We start from the raw sequence: 19,216 nt of genomic DNA on the forward strand, positions 1-19,216 counted from the left end.
GCACACCCGCGAGCGAGACGCTTCTCGGGCACGGCGAAGCTTTGCCTGTGCAGGCCGGTCTTCACGAAAGGAAATCACCATGACCACCATCGCAAACGAAAACGATTTCTCCGATTTCACGGAGAAGACCATCGCCATCGAGTTCCTTTTCAAGTTCCTTTCGCCGGAACGTTGCTCTCACATTGCCCAAGTCATCAAGGACAACATCGAATATGGTGGGATCAATGGTTATTGGACTTATGACAACAAGGAAGGACTGACCTCTCTGAAGTCCAGTCACATGCCCCTTGTGTGGGATACCATGAACCCAGACACAGGAATGATGCTGAAGCGCATCAAGCGCGACATGAACCGCATCACCAAGACCTACAACAAGCTTTGCCGCACTGACATCGAGTACGACAGCTTCAAGGTCCACTTCTTCGACACGATGCGGTTTCCCGACATCGACTGACCCCGAAAGTTCCCGACCTGCGCTCTTCGGTCAGCACCCTGCTTTCCGAGGAACGGCGAAGCTTTGTCAGCGCAGGCCGGACAAAATTCAAAGGAATTTGATATGACTGACTTCAAGTATGCGCCCCAAGTCCCTTACATTTTTGGCATCGACTTTTTCTTTTCGAACGCAAGCGTGGGGCACATTCGTAATCTTTCACCGTCACTGAAAACACTGATCGCATATACCGATCTCCATTGCGCCACGTGGAAAATTTATTCGGATGAGTATGGCGTCACTGCAACTGCGATGCACGAACCACACTTTATTGATCCGTCAATTATTTTGCTCCTCGTGGACCTCGTAGCGATGGAAACCACTCGTTGCGTTTCTTTGTACAATCAGACGACGGGCACCCATATCGAAATGGACGGCATCGAGTTCTATTGTCGTAACATGACGGCAGAAGATGCGTTCGGCAGCGCCAACACGCATCAGATTTGGCCGTAAAAACATCACGCAAAACGCCGACATCACACAAAACCCGACCCGCGCAGATCAGTCGCCCCCCCTGCTTTCCGAAGCACGGCGAAGCTTTGCCTTGTGTGGGTCAGGGAAATTCAAAGGATTTAAACATGATCGACATTGATCCGAACCACCTCGAAGCAACGGTCGCTGCCGTCAAATTCGCGCTGCGCCACTTTGTGCCGGAGCGTCAATCCATCCTCCAAACCTATCTGGCCGCTGACATTGCAGACGTTAACTTCAGTTCCGCACTTTGGTCGGCCAAGACGGAGGATGGCCTGACCGTGCTGCAAGCCCGTGTCCGCCCGCTCTACATTCAGAAGGGCGCCATCTCGGCACTGCGCGATGAAATTTGGAAGCAAGGCGAGCGGGCCATTGATGAGTTCAACCGCGTCTGTCGGTATCGCTGCGAGCTCGTCGATGTTCGGCTGTTTGTCGATCTCGGTGACGGCCGCCTCGTGTTGATGCCGAAGAATGCTCCGATCGCTGCGCCCAGCTGCTGACCCCCACCCCTCACTTGTGGAGCTGCATGACAATGTGCAGCTCCACCAAGGAAACCATCATGTTTGACCCTGAAAGCTTGGCCGAAACCATTTCTGTCGTGGGCGTCGATCTCTGCTTTTCTGGCATTGACCCAAATTCGTTCTATGCAACCCGTCACTGCATCAAAGATCAAATTCGCTACACCGACCTTGAACAAGCAGATTGGTTCTGGGCCGGATACGGCCACACCGTCCACATCGTTGCCCTGCATGCCCCTATCGAGCTGCCAGTGACGCTGATCCGGGACTTGGAGGAAATGGTCTATGATGCAGGCATGGATATTGCCCATCTGATCGGCGCGATCCGCAGCACCCCAATGAAATGTGAAGGCATGGAGTTCTATTTCGAAGGTTGCGGGATCACTCATCCGCCAGCACGAATGCATCCCCTTCTGCCACCATGAAAGGCCTGATTTTCCGCCAATTTCGGTAGGAAGGCCATTCTCTCCGACACTACGCTGCCTTCATCAACAACGATGAAAGGCATTGAGATGTCCTCGCTCTCCAAGTTCACATTCAAGACGCTGGCCAAAGCGCAACCAGTCGAACCTATCCAACGACGCCGCGACAAGATCATTGCCGCTATCGAACAGCAGAAGCAGGTTCTGGTAGCTGCATTGAAGGGCGAAACCTTCACCATTCCAGCCAAAGCCGAAGGCAAGCCTGCCAAGGCAGTGCGAGCATGGTGGGTTGCGCAAGACAACGGCCTCTATGTGCAGTGTCGGTACGGCGCTCGGCCCTTGCTGCTCAATGCCACCAACAATTCCGTCTTCGTCAACAAGCTGGACGAAGTAGGCGCTGTCCTCACTGCCTTTGCCGCTGCCGCCAAAGCCGGTGAGCTTGATGCTGCAATGGCCGCCGTTGCCGAGCGCAAGAAGGGGTAATGGCCATGAAGCAGTATCGTCTTTGGGTTCGCGTTAGCCTGTACCAGACCACGCACACCATCATCACCGCCGACAACGACATGGCTGCCAAGCAGCTTGGTGAAGCGATGTTCGGGAAGGGTAATGTCCTGAACTACACGAGGGCCAGCTGATGACAGCGGCCCGGATTGCAGAACTCAACGATGCTGCCCGGACTTCGTTCATTGGCTGCCGTGTCGTGATCACCAAGGGCATTGCAGCCATGGACGATCTCGACGGTCTGTATGCTAAGGTCCGCGCCTTCAACGATTTCACCGACCGCAACGATCCCTATGGCGAGCACGACTTGGGCAGTGTCGAGCACGAGGGACAGACCGTGTTCTGGAAATTTGACTATTACGATGCTGACCTGCTCATGCATTCACCCGACGCCAGCGATCTTGCTGTGACCTGCCGTGTGCTGACGATCATGCTGGCTGAGGAATACTGATCGTCTCAGGCGATAAATACCTCATGAGATTTGTAGAATTTGCCATCAAACCCATCAAGCCCATGACACTGGCACAGGCCCGCATCGCCTCACTCAAGCGTCAGGTGGATCAATCCAAAACAGCCCTGAAGCGCGAACGTGATGCACAGCGGCTGCAAAAAGACCGGGAACGGCAGCGAAAGCAACTCAGCAATCGCGCATAGCCTGTCGCCGCCGCACATGGTCGTGTCGCACGACTGATTATCGCGGGCCAAACCAGCCATCTTTTGCAGCAAATTGCGTCGGAGGCAGTTGCCGCAAAAACTGCCATGGCCAGTTAGATGCAATCACCATTGGTGCGGTTCTCCATACCTGCGATTTTTTGCGCGGCGCAAATTTTACCCGCAGGAGACCCAAATCTTGTTGGCCTTATAAGTTTCTGAAGTTAATATGTTACAATGGAATTCTGACCTCTAAACACCAAGCCAGATCGCCTTGCTCTTAGCGTTGATCTGGGCATGGCATCGCTGGCTCAGGGACAGAAAGCGTCGACCAATCTCTCGGTGCCGGTCGTGCTGGACCAACTGATTGCCGTAGTGGTGCAGTTTGCTTGCGCAGATGGCGATGGTTGCCACACTTGGTTCGCCGCCTTTGAAACGCAAGGTGCGCAGATAGCATTCGCTGCGGCCAAGCCAGTCCCTGCTGAACTCGCTTTCGCTGTCCACGGCCTTGATCGCCTTCAGCAGATCAAAGACCTCATTTATAACCGTTTTCTCCATGTTTTTCCCTCATGTTGCTAAATAACAGTAGATGCAGCCCAGCTACCGACTGTGCTGTATTTATCTGCGCATAGGGCTCTATGTGTGCATCGAGACTGCCAGCTTTGCTGTTGCCGTCGGAAGTTTGCCCCGCCCAGTGCTGCTCCAGCAGAGGCAACACACCAAGCAAAGCCGCAACGGGCTTGGAAAAAACATTATGCGGTGGATCGGGATTGAGGCTGACAGTGGTCAGTACCCCGAATGTACCTGTCGGGCGGTGAGTGGCTCGGCAGGTATTGCGTTGCGATCAACTCCACGCACGTAAAGGCAACAGCGTAACCCTGCCTCCCAGCATTGCTGGTTGTGCGCACTCACTGGCGGACAAGCTCAAAGAATGTCCAGATGCCATCGAGAGCGCGGAAAGCCTCTCTATGGCATCTAAGTCTAAAGAATATCCCGAACAAAAAAACTTCGACGATGATTTCGCGAACCGATAGGAAGCGAAATCAGAAGGCGAAAATGAACGGCGAAGCTGTTCATCCCATGATACTTTCAATCATCCCACATGCCCCATCAATCCCGACAGCTACCTGACTGTTTCGATGATGGCTGTTGGCATCGTCTGGCTGATCGATCAAAACGTCGGTGATGTACCCCTTCAACGACATTGCCGATGACGACGCCGCACTTGCACATTCTCCCGTGCTCAGGGCTGCATTGCTGACATTCGAGTTCATTGCGACCAATGGACCGATTGAGCTGACCAAGGGCAAGGCGCTCAAGCGGTATTTCGTGACGTGGGCAGCCGAGGCATTCAACTGGCCCAACTTCACTGCCGAAGACCTCTATGCCGTCAATCGGGTTCTCAATGAGCAGGACTTTCCGCCATTGGTGATGGTCCACGACCTGCTGCTGAGCACGAAACTGGCGCGGCATTATCGGGGGACATTGCGTATGACAGCTTTGGCGCAGGAATTGCGGTCAAAACCCGGCGAGCTGTGGCGCTTGCTTGCCAATCACCTGCTCTTCGTCATGGATCACACCCGCTACAGCCGCTTTGAAGGGGCGTTTGCTGGCGATTGGCTCACGCACCTCGACGTAATCAATGTCGAAGCAGCCGTGGGCATTTCCGAAGCTGCGCTCTGCGTCAAACTATACGGCGGCGAGGAAGCCTACTACCGGCGCGAAGGCTATGAACGCGGGCTTGAGCTGTACTTGCATGTGCTGCGGCCATTGTGCTGGACGGGCTTGCTGGCAGAACTGGTCACTGGCCGAGGCTTACAGCGCAGCGAGCTCTTCGTAAAAACGCCCTTGTGGGCTGCGGCACTACGATTGCCTTCTGATGAGCACGTCGCGCGGCCCACCATCCAATAATGTCATGAAATTACACATTCATGAGATTTCGCGCTAACCAACTGAAATCATTGATGGCTTTGCAAGCGCCAAATCGGTTGCCCGCTCAATACCTCAGAAAATATACCCATATTATTGATAATATGAGGTTTTTGGGAAATGAAGCAGGCGCGAACGCTCAACGAGGCAGAACTGAAGCTGGTCATGGCGCACTGCGCTACGAGGCGACATGCAGCACGTGACCGGGCCATTGTCATGGTCAGCTTCCACCTCGGTTTGCGGGCCAAGGAGATTGCGGCCCTGACTGTCGGTGATGTGCGTGGGGATGACGGTCAAATTCGCGATCAGTTCACGCTGGACCGATCCCAGACCAAGGGCGGCGTGACGCGAACTGTGTACCTGAACCAGAAATTGCGCCGGGAATTGCGTTCATTTGTGCCTAAAACGGCGGCGGCCACTGATCCGCTGTTTCCCAGCCAAAAGGGCGGTCACTTCTCCGCCAACACCATGTGCCAGCTCTTCCTCGACATATACGGGCAATGCGGGCTCTCAGGTGCCAGCAGCCATTCCGGCAGGCGCTCGTTCATCACTCGGCTGGCCAACAAGGGCATCAATGTCAGGTTGCTTGCCGCCTTGGCCGGACACTCATCAATTCAGGTCACGCAGCGGTATATCGACGTGAACCCCGACCAGCTCAGCGCGGCTGTGGAGCTGCTCTGACTGCTCGCGAATGGTCGTGTCACACGACTGTTCGGTATGAGGTGGTGAAGACAAACAATCCCCCTCAGAGTGATTAGATTACTGACTTATATAGATAAAAAGCCAAATTCGCCGCTGAGAAGATCAACCCGATTATGGACAGGTTTATGATCAAACCAGCCATAAACCCTACCAAGCCCAAATGGTCGTTACTGCTGACGTATCTCAATGGAATCTTGTTTCAAAAACGAAAGCAATCTGCCATACAGTGCATAGAAAATTATGCAGGTGATTGCAGGGCCGCGAGTCGACAGGGGGCATGATGTCGGACAACAATCAATCTGGGCCGCATTCAGACATCAGCAGAGCTAAGGACCTAAGCAGAAGGGTGTTTAAGGTCGTGCTATACGCCATAATGGCTTTCATAGGATTGGTCGCGATTGCAGGAGTTTTAGGAGCGGAATATGCCGCTGGCATGGTCCTTGCTGCCCCTATCGGGTTGGCGGCGTTGTTTTTCCGCCATAAGTTGAACGCCTTTTACAAAACTGCTGCTGTCGTGGCGATGGTGCTCGTTGTTGGGCTAGGCGTATCGACCCAAAATCAGACCGAGAAAGCTTACTCGCTTGGCTTCATATCATCAGATGAGATGGAAGAAGCGGCAGAAGCAGGCTTCTCAGACAAGGCTTCATACGAAAAGCACCTCGCGAATATAGCAGCCACCGAAAAGGCTAAGGCTGATGCTGCTGCTGCCGCTGCCGCCAACCGAGCTAGAGCGAAAGCAGCTGCTGAGGCAGAAAAAGAACGGCGGGAGGCCGAAGATGAGAAGCGTCAATTGGCAGCCATGCTTAACGATGCAAAAGCATTAAATGAAAAATATGACTTTATAGCCGGTTCGCGCTGCGGAAGTGGGGCTGACGATTTCCTTAGATCCATTGCGGCGCATGATTTTGCATGGGACGACGATGCGAAGGGGTTATTCGGAAGAAAATTTCCAGACTACCTTGTACGAGTTGATGAACCCGGTGTTCTCACGATGGTTTCAGACTATGCGAAATTGCAAAATGGCTTCGGAGCCTTCACACGCATAAAGCTCTTTTGCAGATACGATACGCAAGCAGAAAAAGTTTTGGGATATACATTTTCGCAATGATTTCGGCCACACGGATATTTCAAAGATAGAAAAAGAGGGGCGATTTATGATCTCTAAGCGAATCCGCAAGCCTGTTGCCATTGCAGCATCTACGGCTTTTCTGGCATTTCTGGCGGCCTGCGGCCAATCAGCGGAAGAAGGTTTAGATCAACCTACCGAAAACGCAACGGAAGCCACAGCTGCAACTGTGAAACCGAGTTTTGATTGCTCAAAGGCTTCAAAGCCACAGGAGAAACTGATTTGTTCAGATAGTGAACTTGCCGAGCTAGATGTTAAGCTTGCGGACGCATACTCGGCAGCAACTCAAGCGGGTGATAAGGCGGCAATTTTGCAAGCCCAGCGTCAGTGGATTAGTCAGTCATTCAATGCCTGTTCGGATAAGCCTTGCTTGGTAGCTGCTTATCAAAAGCGCCTAACTGACATTAAGACCCCTGCTCCGGTTGCGCGGGACGACACAAGCAACTTGGACCAGTTATTTGAACTCTCTTTGATGTGTGCGTCGGCGACGAGCCTTACGGCGGGCGCACTCAAGGCTCAGGGGGATCCAGAAGGCGATACATACGAGACACTATCAAAGGTCATGGGATATGCCGCCTCTATCAGCGGCATAAAGATGGGTGTGAGTTATGACGAGAGCTCCGATCGTTATGTGCAAGCGTTAGACAATTACCGTAATTCTTTCACAAAAGCAGGACAGGCAGGTAAGGCCGACTTGGATGCATTTATGCGTGAGCATGGAAATATACAAAGCCGGTGCTCTGAACTCATCAAAAATCCTGGAAACTTCAAAAATCTTTCGGCTCTCTCATTCCGAGTCCATGATAATCAGATTGACTTCGACCAAGCTGCAGCTGAGCTTAATCTGCAATAAAATTTTATCATGCAGGTTTTCCTCATTAAATATCGATTTTCCACAGGGGCACAGTGATGGCTAAGAAGTGGTCTGAACGTAGTAAAGGATACAAAACATTTGCGATTTCCGCATGGATTGTAACTTTGATTTTCGTGATTTCTGTATTTTCTGCAACTAGTGAAGATAACGCGGCGAAGGAACAGCTTGATAAAGATGCGGTTGCTGCTGGATTTGCATCGCATGATGAGAAAGTTGCAGCTGAAAAGGCTGGATTTAAAGATAAGACTTCCTATGCAAAGTATCTTGCGGATATCGAGGCAAAGAAGGCTGAAGAACTAGCTGCTCAAGAGCGAGTGCGCCAAGAAGCTGAGAAAGCTTCCGAGGCGGAAAATAGTGCAGCAATAGCGCAGCCTCAGGCAGAGAAGCGTGTGGGGCGAGATCCTGGTACCGGACAAACGATGGATTATTGGCGAAATGCATGTGCGCAGTTTCAAACGTACAGGCAAGAGTGCGCTGTGGCAGATAACCAGGGGTCTTGCCTGGAAAGCAAGCTGGGCCAGCTTCCAGCCTTTCATCTTCACTGGTGCCAAGAAGGTAATTGGAATAATCCAGAACGTTACATATATTGATTTTACCCAGTCAGAGGGCTTGAAAGATACGTGCGTTAACGCCGTTGTCTGCCAATGTCGTGACAGCTATCGGCAAACCCGGCTATTTCTCGCCCACCACAAACAGTCGTGTCACACGACCATTCACGACCGCGTCCCGGCCAGCACATCCTTCCTAAGCCGGGGCGTGAGGTGGCTATAGTGCTTCTCAATCATCGCAATCGAGGTGCCCATCTGGCGGGCCAAAGTGTGAACATCCATGCCATCATTGAGCAAGGCCAGCGTGGCATAGGTATGGCGCAGGCTGTAAAGGGTGCGCTGCTGGCCAGTTCGTGGGCATTCCAGCAAACCCAAATCCGTCAGGAACGCCTTGAAGGTTTGGCGCAGGTTCAACGATACCGTGCCATCATCCAAACGAAACACCGGCAAATCCAGCTTGGCAGCCAACAGCGCATCGAACCTCATCACCGCAATGTCGGCGCAGCGGGCCTGAATGCGTTGCAGCACTTCAATGGTGCCTTCACGGCAAATCAGATCACGCCTGCCAGTTTTGCCTGACACTGACAGTTCGACATACCGGCGGCCAGTTTCCTCAAACACGGTGACATGCCGCCAGCACAGGTTCTGCGTTTCCGTGCCATGCCGCATTCCTGTGTTGGCCAGCATGACGACATAATCGAACAGCAGCTCTCGCATCTGCCGTGATTTGCCCACTCGCCCCTGCTCGATCCAAGCCGGAAAGCTGTCGAGCATCGTCTTGTATTCGCCCTGCGTGAAATCCGGCCTGCGCTGTCCATTGCGGCCCTTGTTCATCAAGACCGGCACATCTTTGCGGGCCAGCAATCCACGCACCACCGCTTCATCGAAAACTCGGTTCAATGCGCTGTTGTGGGTGTTCAGCGTGGAGTTTTTCGGCTCCCTGCCCATCTTTTCTCGCCGCCAAGCCCCGAATTTCAGCAGTTCCTCGTACCTGACCGACTGGATCGGCATGGTGTCGAAATAGGGGATCAGATAGCGGTTGATGACGATCTCGTAGTCCCGGAACGACTTCTTCCCGACGCCGTTAGCTGTTTCCTCCCGCATCCTGTCCATGGCCCACAGCGCCACAGTTTTGAAGCTCTTGGTCAACGTGGGCAGACCGTGCTGCTCCATGTAGCGGTATTTGTAGAACAGGTCGCGGGCAGCGATGGTCGCCTCCGCCATGTCGTGATGGCCAGTACTAACCCGCACCCAGCGCGATTTCAGCTTGAAGGTGGCTTGCCAGCGCCTGATCCCGGCCCGCCTATACAGTTTGAGATCGCCGTCGAGCAGCAGGATCGTTGAAGGTTTTGGTCTTGAGCCCATCGCAAATCAGTCGTTTCACACGACTGTTTGCTGTCAGGTCAGGGTGGCTGTCGACCGGAAAATTCCAACTTTACTGAACTTGCCACGATTTCATCGGCCGAAAACTCGACCTCACTCAGGGCGATATATGTAGGCCGGCCCTGCCGTTCTGCAACTTCATTTGACTTGGACCCGCGCGCGTTGCATCTTGAGGTTATGCAGGCTCAATCAGTTCTGGCACGACTTCGCATTCATGGAGGTCAGCTTCTCGCGGGCAATTAGCCCCGGATCCGGTGCGGCTTGCTCCGGGCTCGGGGCGAACGTTCACTCGTCACCGCGATTTTCCTCGCGGCTAAATTTGCACCTGCCGGAATTCCACAACCATGCCCCAGACCAAGGCCACCCGTCGGCCGCCGATCCACATGATCGACAGCGAAGCCGATGCACTCACCAATCTTGCACTTAGCGCACAGGGCCGAATGCCCGAAGTTAGCGAACAACTGCTCCAGGAAATAGCACGCGCCACCATCCACCCTGCCGACAGGATCTCGGCGGACGTAGTAACTATGCATTCGACCGTCGAATTCATCGACGAGGCCAGCGGCGCCGACCGCACAATTGAACTGGTCTATCCTCGCGAAGCCGACATTTCCGCCGGGCGGGTTTCGATCCTGACCCCGGTGGGCGCAGGGGTTATCGGATTGCGCACCGGCCAGTCGATCCTCTGGCCCGACCGAGATGGACGAGAGCGCAAGCTGACCATCGTCAAGGTGCGCCAGAAGAAGGTCGCAGCCTGATGGCCGGCATAGCGCCCGATATTACGCCCAGCGATTGGGACGCTGCATGATCGATCTGCGTTTCTGGCGCAGCAAGGCGCGCTTTGCCTTCGATTTCGGCACCGCCAACCTGCGCGTCGTATCGTCGGACGGTGGGCTTGTGCTGGAAGAGTCGTCAATCTGCTGTTTCCGGCGCGACCCGCTTGATCAGGCCCCAGTGGCGGTGGGCAGCACGGCCTGGCCGATGTTCGAACGCACACCGAAACAGTTGCACATGAAGCGCCCGCTGGACCGCGGCGTGCTGACCGATATGCAGGCGGCGCGGGCCCTGCTGGATCACGCGCGGCGCAGCATCGTGGGCAATCGCAAGTTGTCGGGACCGGTCCTGTTCGGCATACCATCCGATGCCACGCTGGTGGAGCGGCGCGCGCTCACCAATGCGGCCCATGAAGCGGGCATATACTCGGTCTCCCTCGTTGACGAGCCGATGGCCGCGGCGCTGGGCGCCGGCCTCGACGTCTCCGAACCCAGGGGATCGATGCTGGTCGAATGCGGCGCCGGTACGACCGAGATCGTGGTAATTTCCCTGGGCGGGATCAGCGTGAGCAGGACTGTGCGCATCGGCGGAAATACGCTGGATCAGGCCATCGCCGATTACCTGCATCTGCAGCACAAGTTCTTGGTCGGCGGACATACCGCCGAACGAATCAAGCTTGAACTCTCCGATCTGTCCCGTGCAAACGCCGATGGTATCGCCCCGCTCAGGATCCGTGGACGCGATCTCGTCACCGGGTTGCCCGGCACCCTGTCTCTGCCCCCAACCGCCTTTGACAAGGTGCTGCGCCGACACAACCGGCCGATCGTGAAAGCCGTTCAGGAAGCACTCGCCGCGACCTCGGCCGAACTGTCTTGCGATATCTTCGAACACGGCATCACCCTCACCGGCGGCAGTGCCCATGTGCCACTGCTGGCAGACATGATCGCGGACACCATCGGGCTTGCCGCAATAGTCGCCGACCAGAATGACCTTTGCGTTTCGCTGGGGCTGGAGACAATGCTGTTGTCGTGATGTCCGGGGGTAGCAGAGTGAGTAGCCTCTAGTTTTCTACCCGCCCACGGTCAGTCGTGTCACACGACCATTCCGCACCCGGCCAAACCGAGTCAACCGAGCAGAACCATCCAAAGTCCGCTCATCGGAACTGGTATCGCCAAGCAGTCTGGTGGCGTGATCAGTAGATGCTTGGCGGGGCCAGCTTTCGACAGGAACGGCGAAAGGTCGAACCTTAGCCCGACCTCTGGCTGTTTACCCAAGTAACACACAGCGCCCATAACGCTCAACAGCTTCAAGGATAGCTAATCCCAGCGTCTCCACGCTGTAGCCACTGCCAAAACCCAAATCCGAAGCAAACACCCGCCCCGCCGCGAACAGTCGTGCCGCACGACCATTCCGCAACCGGCGAACACCGCATCCCCACCGTCCCGCACAGCCCAAAACCGTGCGATAAACCGTGTGAATGGTTTCAAGCCCTCAATCTCAGGCTAACCAAATGATATCTTTGCGAAAAATGGTAGCGGAGGAGGGACTCGAACCCCCGACACGCGGATTATGATTCCGCTGCTCTAACCAGCTGAGCTACTCCGCCACACGGCCTGCGCCGGCCATTTCGCCGGGACAGGCGGCGCACATAGGGCCGGTTGCGCGGTTGGTCAACCACCCTCTTTGCCGCGAAAGCGCCAGGTTCCCTGCGCTTGCCAGTGCGGGTTGCAATAATGGTGCAGGCCCAGCCCGGTGAACCTGAAGCGCCGCGATTCGAGCGCCCGGCCAAGTTCGGCCTGCAGCGCCCGGGCCGCTTCGCGCGTGACCTTGTTCTGGATGGTGATGTGCAGGCGCGGCGGGTGCTGATCCTGCGCGGTCAGCGCGCCGTGGAAATGTTCGGCAATGCGCTCTCGAATTGCCAGCATGGGCGGGCTGGCGATGGCCAGCGCCGCCCCCTGCCCCAGATCCATCAGCCCGTCGATTCGCGCGGACGGCGCCGCGTGCTCCGCCGCGATGCGCGCCAGCAGCGCCGGCAACTCCCGGCGGAGCGAAGGCGCGAAGGAATGGAACAGCGTGACATGGGCCTGTAGCCAGTTGCGCTCTGGCGGAAAATGCGTGCGCCGCAGGGCGTCCGCCCACTTGAACAGATCGGGCGGAAGCTCTGCGGTGACGATGAACGGTTGGGAAGCCATGCTCCCCTGATAGTCGTGCGGGCGGCGAACCGGGAGGGGGGAGGGCAAATTGGCCCGCCGCCCGCAACCAAAGCCGGCCGTCAGGCCGCTTCGGTGAACTCTCCGGTCAGGGCGGCCAGCAGCTTTTCCGGCATGGTTTCGCCATAGGGATCGCTGTCCGCGCCGGTATCGTTGATGCCGGGTTCCTCGAACCAGTGGGTGATCGTGTTGTCATCGACGATCATCGCATAGCGCCAGCTGCGCATGCCGAAGCCCAGGTGGTCCTTGTTGATCAGCATGCCCATGCGGCGGGTGAAATCGCCCGAGCCGTCCGGCAGCAGCTTGACCTTTTCCAGGCCGAGGCTCTTGCCCCACTGGTACATCACGAACGCGTCGTTGACCGAGACGCAATAGACTTCATCGACGCCAGCGGCCTTGAACACGTCATAGAGGCGTTCGAAGTTCGGGCACTGCTCGTTGCTGCAGGTCGGCGTGAATGCGCCCGGCAGCGAAAAGACGACGACCTTCTTCCCGGCGAATTCGGCGCGGACCGACAGGTCCTGCCAGCGGAACGGGTTCGGACCGCCCACGGCTTCGTCGCGCACGCGGGTCTTCAGGGTGACATCGGGAATGGTACGGTTGATCACGGCTTGGCTCCTTCAAAAGCGTTGAGCGGCATCTAGGAGCGCCACCTCAATCGATCCAATTGGACAATCTGGACAGTTTGATCGGATTTAACCATCAAACAGCGCGTGACTTGCCAAGCGCCCGCCCGCCCCGCAAAGTGCCCGAAAACGGGAGGAGAGGACCGCACATGCACTGGAATCGTCGCTGCAAGGCCATGCTGGGGTTGATCGCAGCCACACCGCTGGTGCTGGCCAACACGGTCGGTCCGCTCGATCCCAAGCCGGCCTCGCCGGCCACGATCGCGGCCCAGCGCGCCGCAGCGCAGGCCCTGCCCGCAGACGATGGCCGCGACGGCGAATTCGCGGCGCGCGGCTTCATCGCCACGCTGGCCGATCCGGTCATCAAGGATGCCAAAGGCCGTCCGGTCTGGAACCTGGCGGCCTACGACTGGGTGGATGGCCCTGCCCCGGCTTCGGTCAACCCGTCGCTCTGGCGGCTGATGCGGCACCTCAAGCGGCATGGCCTGTTCAAGGTGGCCGATGGCGTGTGGCAGGTGCGCGGATTCGATCTGGCCAACATGACCGTGGTTCAGGGGCAGACCGGCTGGGTTCTGATCGATCCGCTGACCGCGCGCGAGACGGCTGCCGCCGCGCTGGCGCTGGTCAACCGCGAGCTGGGCGCACGGCCGGTCAGCGCGGTGATCTACAGCCACAGCCATGCCGATCATTACGGCGGCGTGCGCGGCGTGGTGGAACAGGCCGACGTCGCGGCGGGCAAGGTCGCAGTGATTGCCCCGGAACACTTCGTGGCCGAAGCCGCTTCCGAAAACGTCATGGCCGGTTCGGCGATGAGCCGCCGCGCGCAATATCAGTTCGGCGCAGGCCTCTCTCCCGGCCCGCAGGGGCAGATGGGCAGCGGTATCGGCATGGCGGTGGCTCCCGGTGAAATCACGCTGATCCAGCCGACCGACACCATCACCCGCAGCGGTGAAACCCGGGTGGTCGATGGCGTGCCGCTGGAATTCCAGATCGTGTCCGGCAGCGAGGCGCCGTCCGAGCTCAACGTGCTGATCCAGCCCAGCCGCGTGTTTCTCTCGGCCGAGATCTCGACCTGCACGATGCACAACATCCTGACCCCGCGCGGCGCGAAAGTGCGCGATGCCCATGCCTGGGCCGGGTTCCTTGACGAGGCCGCCACCCGCTTTGCCCCGCGCGCCGATGTCGTCGTGTCCAGCCACTGCTGGCCGACGTTCGGGCGCGATGCCGGCGTGGCGATGCTGGCGGGCCAGCGCGACAACTATCGTTATCTCCACGATCAGACGGTGCGCCTGATGAACCGGGGCGAGACGATGGTCGAGATCGCCGAGCAGGTCACCCAGCCCCCTGCCCTTGCCCGGCAATGGGATAACCACGGCTACTACGGCACCTTCAACCACAACGCGAAGGCGATCTACCAGTACTACCTCGGCTGGTATGATGCGGTGCCGGCCAATCTGAACCCGCACCCTCCGGTTGAGCGGGCGCGTCGCACGATCGCGCTGATGGGCGGCGCGAACAAGGCAATCGCCGCCGCGCGCAAGGCGATGAAGGCGGGCGATTATCGCTGGTCGTCCGATCTTCTGAGCCAGGTCGTGTTTGCCGATGCCGCCAACCAGACGGCCCGCGCTCTACTGGCCGACAGCTATGAACAGCAGGGCTATCAGGCCGAAAGCGCGATCTGGCGCAACCAGTTCCTGGCGGCGGCGCGTGAACTGCGCGCGGGGAAGATGGTGAACTTCAGCAACCAGAGCGCTGACATGATCGGCGCGATCCCCACCCGTCTGCTGCTCGATTCCGCCGCCACGCGGTTTGATCCGGCCAAGCTGGGCGGGCGCCAGCTGGCGATCAACCTGGTCATGCCCGACCGCCGCGAAACCGCCGGGGTAGAACTGACCGGCGTGACCATGCTGCCCCGGATGGAGGCCCATCCCGCCCCCGCCGCAACGCTCACCGGGCCGCGCCAGATGATGCTGGCGCTGCTGTTCATGAAAGTGCCGCTGGCCCAACTGGAGCAGCTTGGCCTGAAAGTCAGCGGGGATCGGGCCGCGGTGGAAGCCTGGCTGAATTCGATTGATCCGGTGGGCGCAACGTTCAATATCGCCGAACCCTAAGCGGCGCGCGATCCGGCGACAAGGAAGTCAGTTGATGCAACATCCCATTGGCCGCGTCCTGCTTGGCGCGGCCTCGGCCGCCGCGCTGCTGGGCGCGGGTTCTGCGCACGCCCAGACTGCCAGCGAGTTGTTCAATCCGGCGCAAGTGCTTCGCGCGGCACTTGCCGCCCCGGACAGCGGCATTACCGCCGCCACCGAAACCCGTACGAAGGATGGCAAGCCCGTCGTCCGTTTGGCTGGCGCCAATGGCCTGACAGTCTGGGTCCAGGGCGGCCATTGCACCGCGGCCGGGTGCCCTTCCGCATGGTTCTGGGTCAAAGTGACCCCGCCCGCCGGGACAGACCGGCAAGCGCTGGTCGATCGCTATAACGAAAGCCCGCGCTGGGCCTCGGCCCATGTCGCAGGCGACGCGGTCGAACTGCGCGGCGAGGTGATGCTTGCGGGCGGGATCAGCGACGCCAACCTGGCGCAGTATGTGCGCTCGATCACGCACCACGCGGCGCGGCTATCGGCGGGGCAGGCCTGATGCGGCGCGCGGCCCTGATCATCATCGCCATTGCGCTTGGCTGCACCGGCAGCGCACAGGCTAAACGCAAAACCGCACCCGCGCCCGCTCCGGTCGTGGTTGCCCCGCCGCCCCTCCCGACCAGCGTCGACCGCCTCGATTTTGAGCAAATGAAGGTGATCCTCAAAAGCTTTGGCTGGAACGCGGAATTCACCGGCGGCGGCAAGGACCCGTATCTGGGGGTCTGGAGCAAGCTTGGCATGCCCTACACCATTACCGGCGTGCAATGCCCTGACGATACGGGTCGCAATTGCGAGGCGATCCGGTTGTGGTATCGCAACCCGGTCCAGCACCCCGATGCGGCGGGCATTTCGCGGCGGATCAACCAGAGCCAGTTCTTCCTGCGCAGCCGCTTTCAGCCTTCGCACGATGGCAGTCCGCCCTATCTGTTTCCGGAACGAACCATCATCCTGAAAGGCGGGGTCACCCCCGCGCAGATCGCGGCCAACCTGATCGAATTCGACCGCTGGATCATCGATCTCGTGCCGAATGTCGGTTACGCGCTGCCTGCTTCCTATACCGGCCCCCGTACGGCGCCGGTCGCCCAGTCCGCCTCAGCCGCCCCCAGCGGCTCTGGCCTGGTGCCGGGGCGCTATCGCACCACGATCAACAACAGCAACGGCACCTTCAGCGAAGACATCTGCATGACTGCGTCCGATATGCGCGAGCCAATCCACAAGATCGCCGCGGATCTGACCAACGGCGGCAGTGGCTGTTCGATTTCGGGCGGCGGCGGCTCGGTCAGGATGCAGTGCACCGGACGGATCGTGGACGGCAATATTTCGGCCAGCGGGATGAGCACCAGCCTTCGCTGGTCCGGCAATGCCCTGATCAACACCGATGGTTTGGGCGGACGCGACCGCATCCAGTTTCAGGGCAGCGCCAGCCGGATTGGGGATTGCTAGCGCGAAGCGCTCAGAAATCCCCGCGCGCCTTGCGGATCGCGTACCAGCGTTCGACGTTGGCGTTATGCTCCGGCAGGGTTTCGGCGAACAGGTGGCCGCCCGTGCCATCCGCGACCATGTACAGTGCCCGCGTTTCCGCCGGGTTGAGCACGGCGGCGATGGATTCCTTGCCCGGATTGGTGATCGGTCCGCGCGGCAGGCCAACCATGCTGTAGGTGTTGTAGTCGTTCACCGCCTGAATCTCGCTCTGGCGAATGCGGCGGCCCAGCGGTTTGCCCTTGGTGATCGGATAGATGATCGTCGGGTCGGCCTGCAGCATGATCCCCTGCCGCAGCCGGTTGGAATAGAGCCCGGCCACCACGCGGCGCTCGGAAGGCTTGCCGGTTTCCTTCTCGACGATGGAGGCCAGCGTCAGCGCCTCCTCCGGGGTCTTGACCGCAATGTTGCTGCCCCGCCCGGCCCACAGTTCGGCCAGCGTGCGGCGCATCGCCGCCTGCATCCGCAGCAGCACGTCCTGCCGGGATTCCCCGCGCTTGATCTCATAGGTGTCAGGCAGGACCGAGCCTTCCTCGGGCACCGCGATGTCGCCGGTCAGCAGCGGCTGGGCCATCAGCCGCTCATAGACCATGATCGACGGCATCCCTTCCGGGATGGTCACGAACCGGCGCAGCACCGCATCGCCTTGCAGGATCGACAGGATCTTTGACGGGCTGGCGCCATGCGGCAGCAGGAATTCGCCCGCCTTGATCGGCGCGCCGCCGCCAAAGATGCGGGCGCGCAACCGGAACGATTCGGCCGAGGCAATCGCCCCTTCGTCTTCCAGCTTGTCCGCCACCGTGCTCAGGCTGGAGCCATCGGGCACGGTGAACGGCGTGTCCTTGACCAGCGGGCCAGAGCCGTACCAACCCGAAACGAACCAGCCCAGCAGCAGCAGGACCGCCAGGACGGCGGCCAGCGCGCCGCGACGGATCATCAGTCTTCCACCGCCTTCACGATGACGCTGGCATTGGTCCCGCCGAACCCGAAGCTGTTGTTCAGCGCCGCGCGCACGACGCGCTTGCGGGCAACGTGCGGCACCAGATCAACGCCTTCGGTGCCTTCGTCCGGGTTATCGAGGTTCAGCGTCGGCGGCACGATCTGGTCGCGGATCGCGAGGATGCAGAAGATCGTCTCCACCGCGCCCGCGCCGCCCAGCAGGTGGCCGATGGCGGACTTGGTGCTGCTCATCGAGGCGCCCGACAGGTCATCGCCCAGCACGCGCTTCACCGCCGCCAGTTCAATGGTGTCGGCCATGGTCGAGGTGCCGTGGGCGTTGACATAATCGATGTCGCCCGGGCCCATCCCGGCCTTCTTCAGCGCCATGCGCATGGCCAGTTCCGCGCCCTTGCCTTCAGGGTGCGGGGCGGTGACGTGATAGGCATCGCCCGACAGGCCATAGCCGACCACTTCGGCATAGATCTTCGCACCGCGCGCCTTGGCGTGCTCGTATTCTTCCAGCACGACCACGCCCGCACCTTCGCCCATGACGAACCCGTCGCGGTCCTTGTCATAGGGGCGGCTGGCCTGTTCCGGGCGGTCGTTGAAGCTGCAGTTGAGCGCGCGGGCCTGGGCAAACCCGGCGACGCCCAGCGGATTGATGGTGCCTTCCGCACCACCCGCCAGCATCACGTCGGCATCGCCGTCCTTGATCATGCGCGCGGCATCACCGATCGAATGCGCCCCGGTGGAGCACGCCGTGACGACCGCGTGGTTCGGCCCCATCAGGCCATACTTGATCGAAACCTGACCCGAAATCAGGTTGATCAGGCGGCCATGCACGAAGTGCGGCGACACGCGGCCCGGGCCCTTTTCATGCAGGACAATCGATTCGCTTTCGATCCCCGGCAGCCCGCCAATGCCCGAACCGATCGAGCAGCCGGTGCGCTGCTTCAGATCGTCGTCCATCTCGGCAAGGCCGGCGTCTTCGAGCGCCTGCCCGGCGGCGTCGATGCCATAGACGATGAACGGATCGACCTGGCGCTGGATCTTGTGGTCGACGCGCTTGTTGGGGTCGAAACCATATTCATGGTCGGCCGGCTTCACTTCGCAGGCGATGTGGCACTTCTGGTTGCTGGTATCGAACCGGGTGATCTTCCCCGCGCCCGACTTGCTGGCGAGGAGGTTCTTCCAAACCGTTTCGACATCCGCACCCAGCGGCGTGACAAGGCCCAGTCCGGTAACGACAACACGACGCATAGAAAGCTCCGAAAATCCAGCATTCAGGCCTGAAAGTGACCACGCCGGGACTGAAAACGCAACAGGCCCGGAAAACACAACAGGCCCAGTCCCTTGCGGGCTGAGCCTGTCGAAGCCCCGTCCTTCACTTCGCGCAAACCGGGAAGAAAGGGCAGCCCATCGACACGCTCAGGGC

The 19,216-nt window shown here is 58.9% G+C and carries 24 protein-coding genes and 1 tRNA gene; 17 read left to right on the forward strand and 8 right to left on the reverse strand.

Annotated elements, in window-relative coordinates:
- The first annotated feature begins 79 nt into the window (after positions 1-79).
- The 7 genes from IE113_RS03415 to IE113_RS03445 all read left to right on the forward strand — a co-directional run bounded on the left by IE113_RS03415 (position 80) and on the right by IE113_RS03445 (position 2,853).
- Entirely contained in the window at positions 80-454 is a 375-nt protein-coding gene (locus IE113_RS03415; RefSeq protein ID WP_189539036.1) for a hypothetical protein, read from the forward strand.
- A 102-nt stretch (positions 455-556) separates the two neighbouring features.
- Positions 557-943 carry a hypothetical protein gene (locus IE113_RS03420; RefSeq protein WP_189539037.1) on the forward strand — a complete coding sequence of 129 codons (387 nt, stop codon included), beginning with the start codon at positions 557-559 and terminating at the stop codon, positions 941-943.
- Between the two features lie 125 nt (positions 944-1,068).
- Positions 1,069-1,461: a hypothetical protein gene (locus tag IE113_RS03425; RefSeq protein WP_189539038.1), complete on the forward strand. Its 393-nt coding sequence runs from the start codon at positions 1,069-1,071 to the stop codon at positions 1,459-1,461.
- A gap of 59 nt (positions 1,462-1,520) precedes the next feature.
- Positions 1,521-1,904: a hypothetical protein gene (locus IE113_RS03430; protein ID WP_189539039.1), complete on the forward strand. Its 384-nt coding sequence runs from the start codon at positions 1,521-1,523 to the stop codon at positions 1,902-1,904.
- A 72-nt stretch (positions 1,905-1,976) separates the two neighbouring features.
- Positions 1,977-2,384 (forward strand): hypothetical protein, encoded by a 408-nt coding sequence (locus tag IE113_RS16275; protein WP_229822129.1) that lies wholly within the window; start codon positions 1,977-1,979, stop codon positions 2,382-2,384.
- Positions 2,385-2,389: 5 nt separating this feature from the next.
- Positions 2,390-2,536 (forward strand): hypothetical protein, encoded by a 147-nt coding sequence (locus tag IE113_RS03440; RefSeq protein ID WP_189539040.1) that lies wholly within the window; start codon positions 2,390-2,392, stop codon positions 2,534-2,536.
- Positions 2,536-2,853, forward strand: coding sequence for a DUF3768 domain-containing protein (locus IE113_RS03445; protein WP_189539041.1), 318 nt, complete (start codon positions 2,536-2,538; stop codon positions 2,851-2,853). The genes IE113_RS03440 and IE113_RS03445 overlap by 1 nt, the downstream gene beginning before the upstream one ends.
- Before the next feature lie 89 nt (positions 2,854-2,942).
- Here IE113_RS03445 and IE113_RS03450 read toward each other — a convergent pair whose 3' ends face one another.
- Together IE113_RS03450 and IE113_RS03455 are read right to left on the reverse strand one after the other, a co-directional pair.
- Positions 2,943-3,116, reverse strand: coding sequence for a hypothetical protein (locus IE113_RS03450; protein ID WP_189539042.1), 174 nt, complete (start codon positions 3,114-3,116; stop codon positions 2,943-2,945).
- A 189-nt stretch (positions 3,117-3,305) separates the two neighbouring features.
- A complete protein-coding gene (locus IE113_RS03455; protein ID WP_189539043.1) occupies positions 3,306-3,611 on the reverse strand; it encodes a DUF6626 family protein in 306 nt (101 codons plus the stop codon).
- Positions 3,612-4,238: 627 nt separating this feature from the next.
- On the opposite strand from IE113_RS03455, the gene IE113_RS03460 reads away from it, so the two are divergent.
- From IE113_RS03460 to IE113_RS03480, 5 genes are all read left to right on the forward strand, one after another.
- Positions 4,239-4,964, forward strand: a complete 726-nt coding sequence (locus IE113_RS03460) for a hypothetical protein (protein ID WP_189539044.1) — start codon at positions 4,239-4,241, stop codon at positions 4,962-4,964.
- Positions 4,965-5,102: 138 nt separating this feature from the next.
- Positions 5,103-5,663, forward strand: coding sequence for a tyrosine-type recombinase/integrase (locus tag IE113_RS03465; protein WP_189539045.1), 561 nt, complete (start codon positions 5,103-5,105; stop codon positions 5,661-5,663).
- A 454-nt stretch (positions 5,664-6,117) separates the two neighbouring features.
- A complete protein-coding gene (locus tag IE113_RS03470; protein WP_189539046.1) occupies positions 6,118-6,792 on the forward strand; it encodes a hypothetical protein in 675 nt (224 codons plus the stop codon).
- A 46-nt stretch (positions 6,793-6,838) separates the two neighbouring features.
- Positions 6,839-7,663 (forward strand): lysozyme inhibitor LprI family protein, encoded by an 825-nt coding sequence (locus tag IE113_RS03475; protein WP_189539047.1) that lies wholly within the window; start codon positions 6,839-6,841, stop codon positions 7,661-7,663.
- A gap of 56 nt (positions 7,664-7,719) precedes the next feature.
- A complete protein-coding gene (locus IE113_RS03480) occupies positions 7,720-8,274 on the forward strand; it encodes a hypothetical protein (RefSeq protein WP_189539048.1) in 555 nt (184 codons plus the stop codon).
- 123 nt (positions 8,275-8,397) lie between these two features.
- Here IE113_RS03480 and IE113_RS03485 read toward each other — a convergent pair whose 3' ends face one another.
- The gene (locus tag IE113_RS03485) at positions 8,398-9,597 is read right to left on the reverse strand and encodes a tyrosine-type recombinase/integrase (RefSeq protein WP_189539049.1); all 1,200 of its coding nucleotides are present in this window, start codon (positions 9,595-9,597) and stop codon (positions 8,398-8,400) included.
- A 362-nt stretch (positions 9,598-9,959) separates the two neighbouring features.
- Here IE113_RS03485 and rnk point away from each other — a divergent pair, with 362 nt between their 5' ends.
- Together rnk and IE113_RS03495 are read left to right on the forward strand one after the other, a co-directional pair.
- On the forward strand, positions 9,960-10,373 hold the full coding sequence (gene rnk, locus IE113_RS03490) for a nucleoside diphosphate kinase regulator (RefSeq protein WP_189539050.1): 414 nt from the start codon (positions 9,960-9,962) through the stop codon (positions 10,371-10,373).
- A gap of 46 nt (positions 10,374-10,419) precedes the next feature.
- Positions 10,420-11,421: a rod shape-determining protein gene (locus IE113_RS03495; RefSeq protein ID WP_189539051.1), complete on the forward strand. Its 1,002-nt coding sequence runs from the start codon at positions 10,420-10,422 to the stop codon at positions 11,419-11,421.
- A 497-nt stretch (positions 11,422-11,918) separates the two neighbouring features.
- Here the strand turns inward: IE113_RS03495 and IE113_RS03500 are convergent.
- From IE113_RS03500 to IE113_RS03510, 3 genes are all read right to left on the reverse strand, one after another.
- Positions 11,919-11,995, reverse strand: a tRNA-Met gene (locus IE113_RS03500).
- Between the two features lie 64 nt (positions 11,996-12,059).
- On the reverse strand, positions 12,060-12,581 hold the full coding sequence (locus IE113_RS03505) for a 2'-5' RNA ligase family protein (protein ID WP_189539052.1): 522 nt from the start codon (positions 12,579-12,581) through the stop codon (positions 12,060-12,062).
- Positions 12,582-12,661: 80 nt separating this feature from the next.
- A complete protein-coding gene (locus IE113_RS03510) occupies positions 12,662-13,207 on the reverse strand; it encodes a peroxiredoxin (protein WP_189539053.1) in 546 nt (181 codons plus the stop codon).
- A gap of 167 nt (positions 13,208-13,374) precedes the next feature.
- Here IE113_RS03510 and IE113_RS03515 point away from each other — a divergent pair, with 167 nt between their 5' ends.
- Genes IE113_RS03515 through IE113_RS03525 form a run of 3 tightly spaced genes read left to right on the forward strand, consistent with a single transcriptional unit; the run spans position 13,375 to position 16,806 of the window.
- On the forward strand, positions 13,375-15,336 hold the full coding sequence (locus IE113_RS03515) for an alkyl/aryl-sulfatase (protein ID WP_189539054.1): 1,962 nt from the start codon (positions 13,375-13,377) through the stop codon (positions 15,334-15,336).
- A gap of 34 nt (positions 15,337-15,370) precedes the next feature.
- The gene (locus tag IE113_RS03520) at positions 15,371-15,862 is read left to right on the forward strand and encodes a YbjN domain-containing protein (protein ID WP_189539055.1); all 492 of its coding nucleotides are present in this window, start codon (positions 15,371-15,373) and stop codon (positions 15,860-15,862) included.
- Entirely contained in the window at positions 15,862-16,806 is a 945-nt protein-coding gene (locus IE113_RS03525) for a type III secretion system chaperone family protein (RefSeq protein WP_189539056.1), read from the forward strand. Before IE113_RS03520 ends, IE113_RS03525 begins: the two co-directional genes overlap by 1 nt.
- Before the next feature lie 10 nt (positions 16,807-16,816).
- Here IE113_RS03525 and mltG read toward each other — a convergent pair whose 3' ends face one another.
- Positions 16,817-17,779 (reverse strand): endolytic transglycosylase MltG, encoded by a 963-nt coding sequence (gene mltG, locus IE113_RS03530; RefSeq protein ID WP_189539057.1) that lies wholly within the window; start codon positions 17,777-17,779, stop codon positions 16,817-16,819.
- Positions 17,779-19,041, reverse strand: coding sequence for a beta-ketoacyl-ACP synthase II (fabF, locus tag IE113_RS03535; RefSeq protein ID WP_189539058.1), 1,263 nt, complete (start codon positions 19,039-19,041; stop codon positions 17,779-17,781). Before fabF ends, mltG begins: the two co-directional genes overlap by 1 nt.
- Positions 19,042-19,216: the final 175 nt, after the last annotated feature.

Source organism: Novosphingobium arvoryzae, assembly GCF_014652615.1.
GTDB classification, from domain to species: Bacteria; Pseudomonadota; Alphaproteobacteria; order Sphingomonadales; family Sphingomonadaceae; genus Novosphingobium; species Novosphingobium arvoryzae.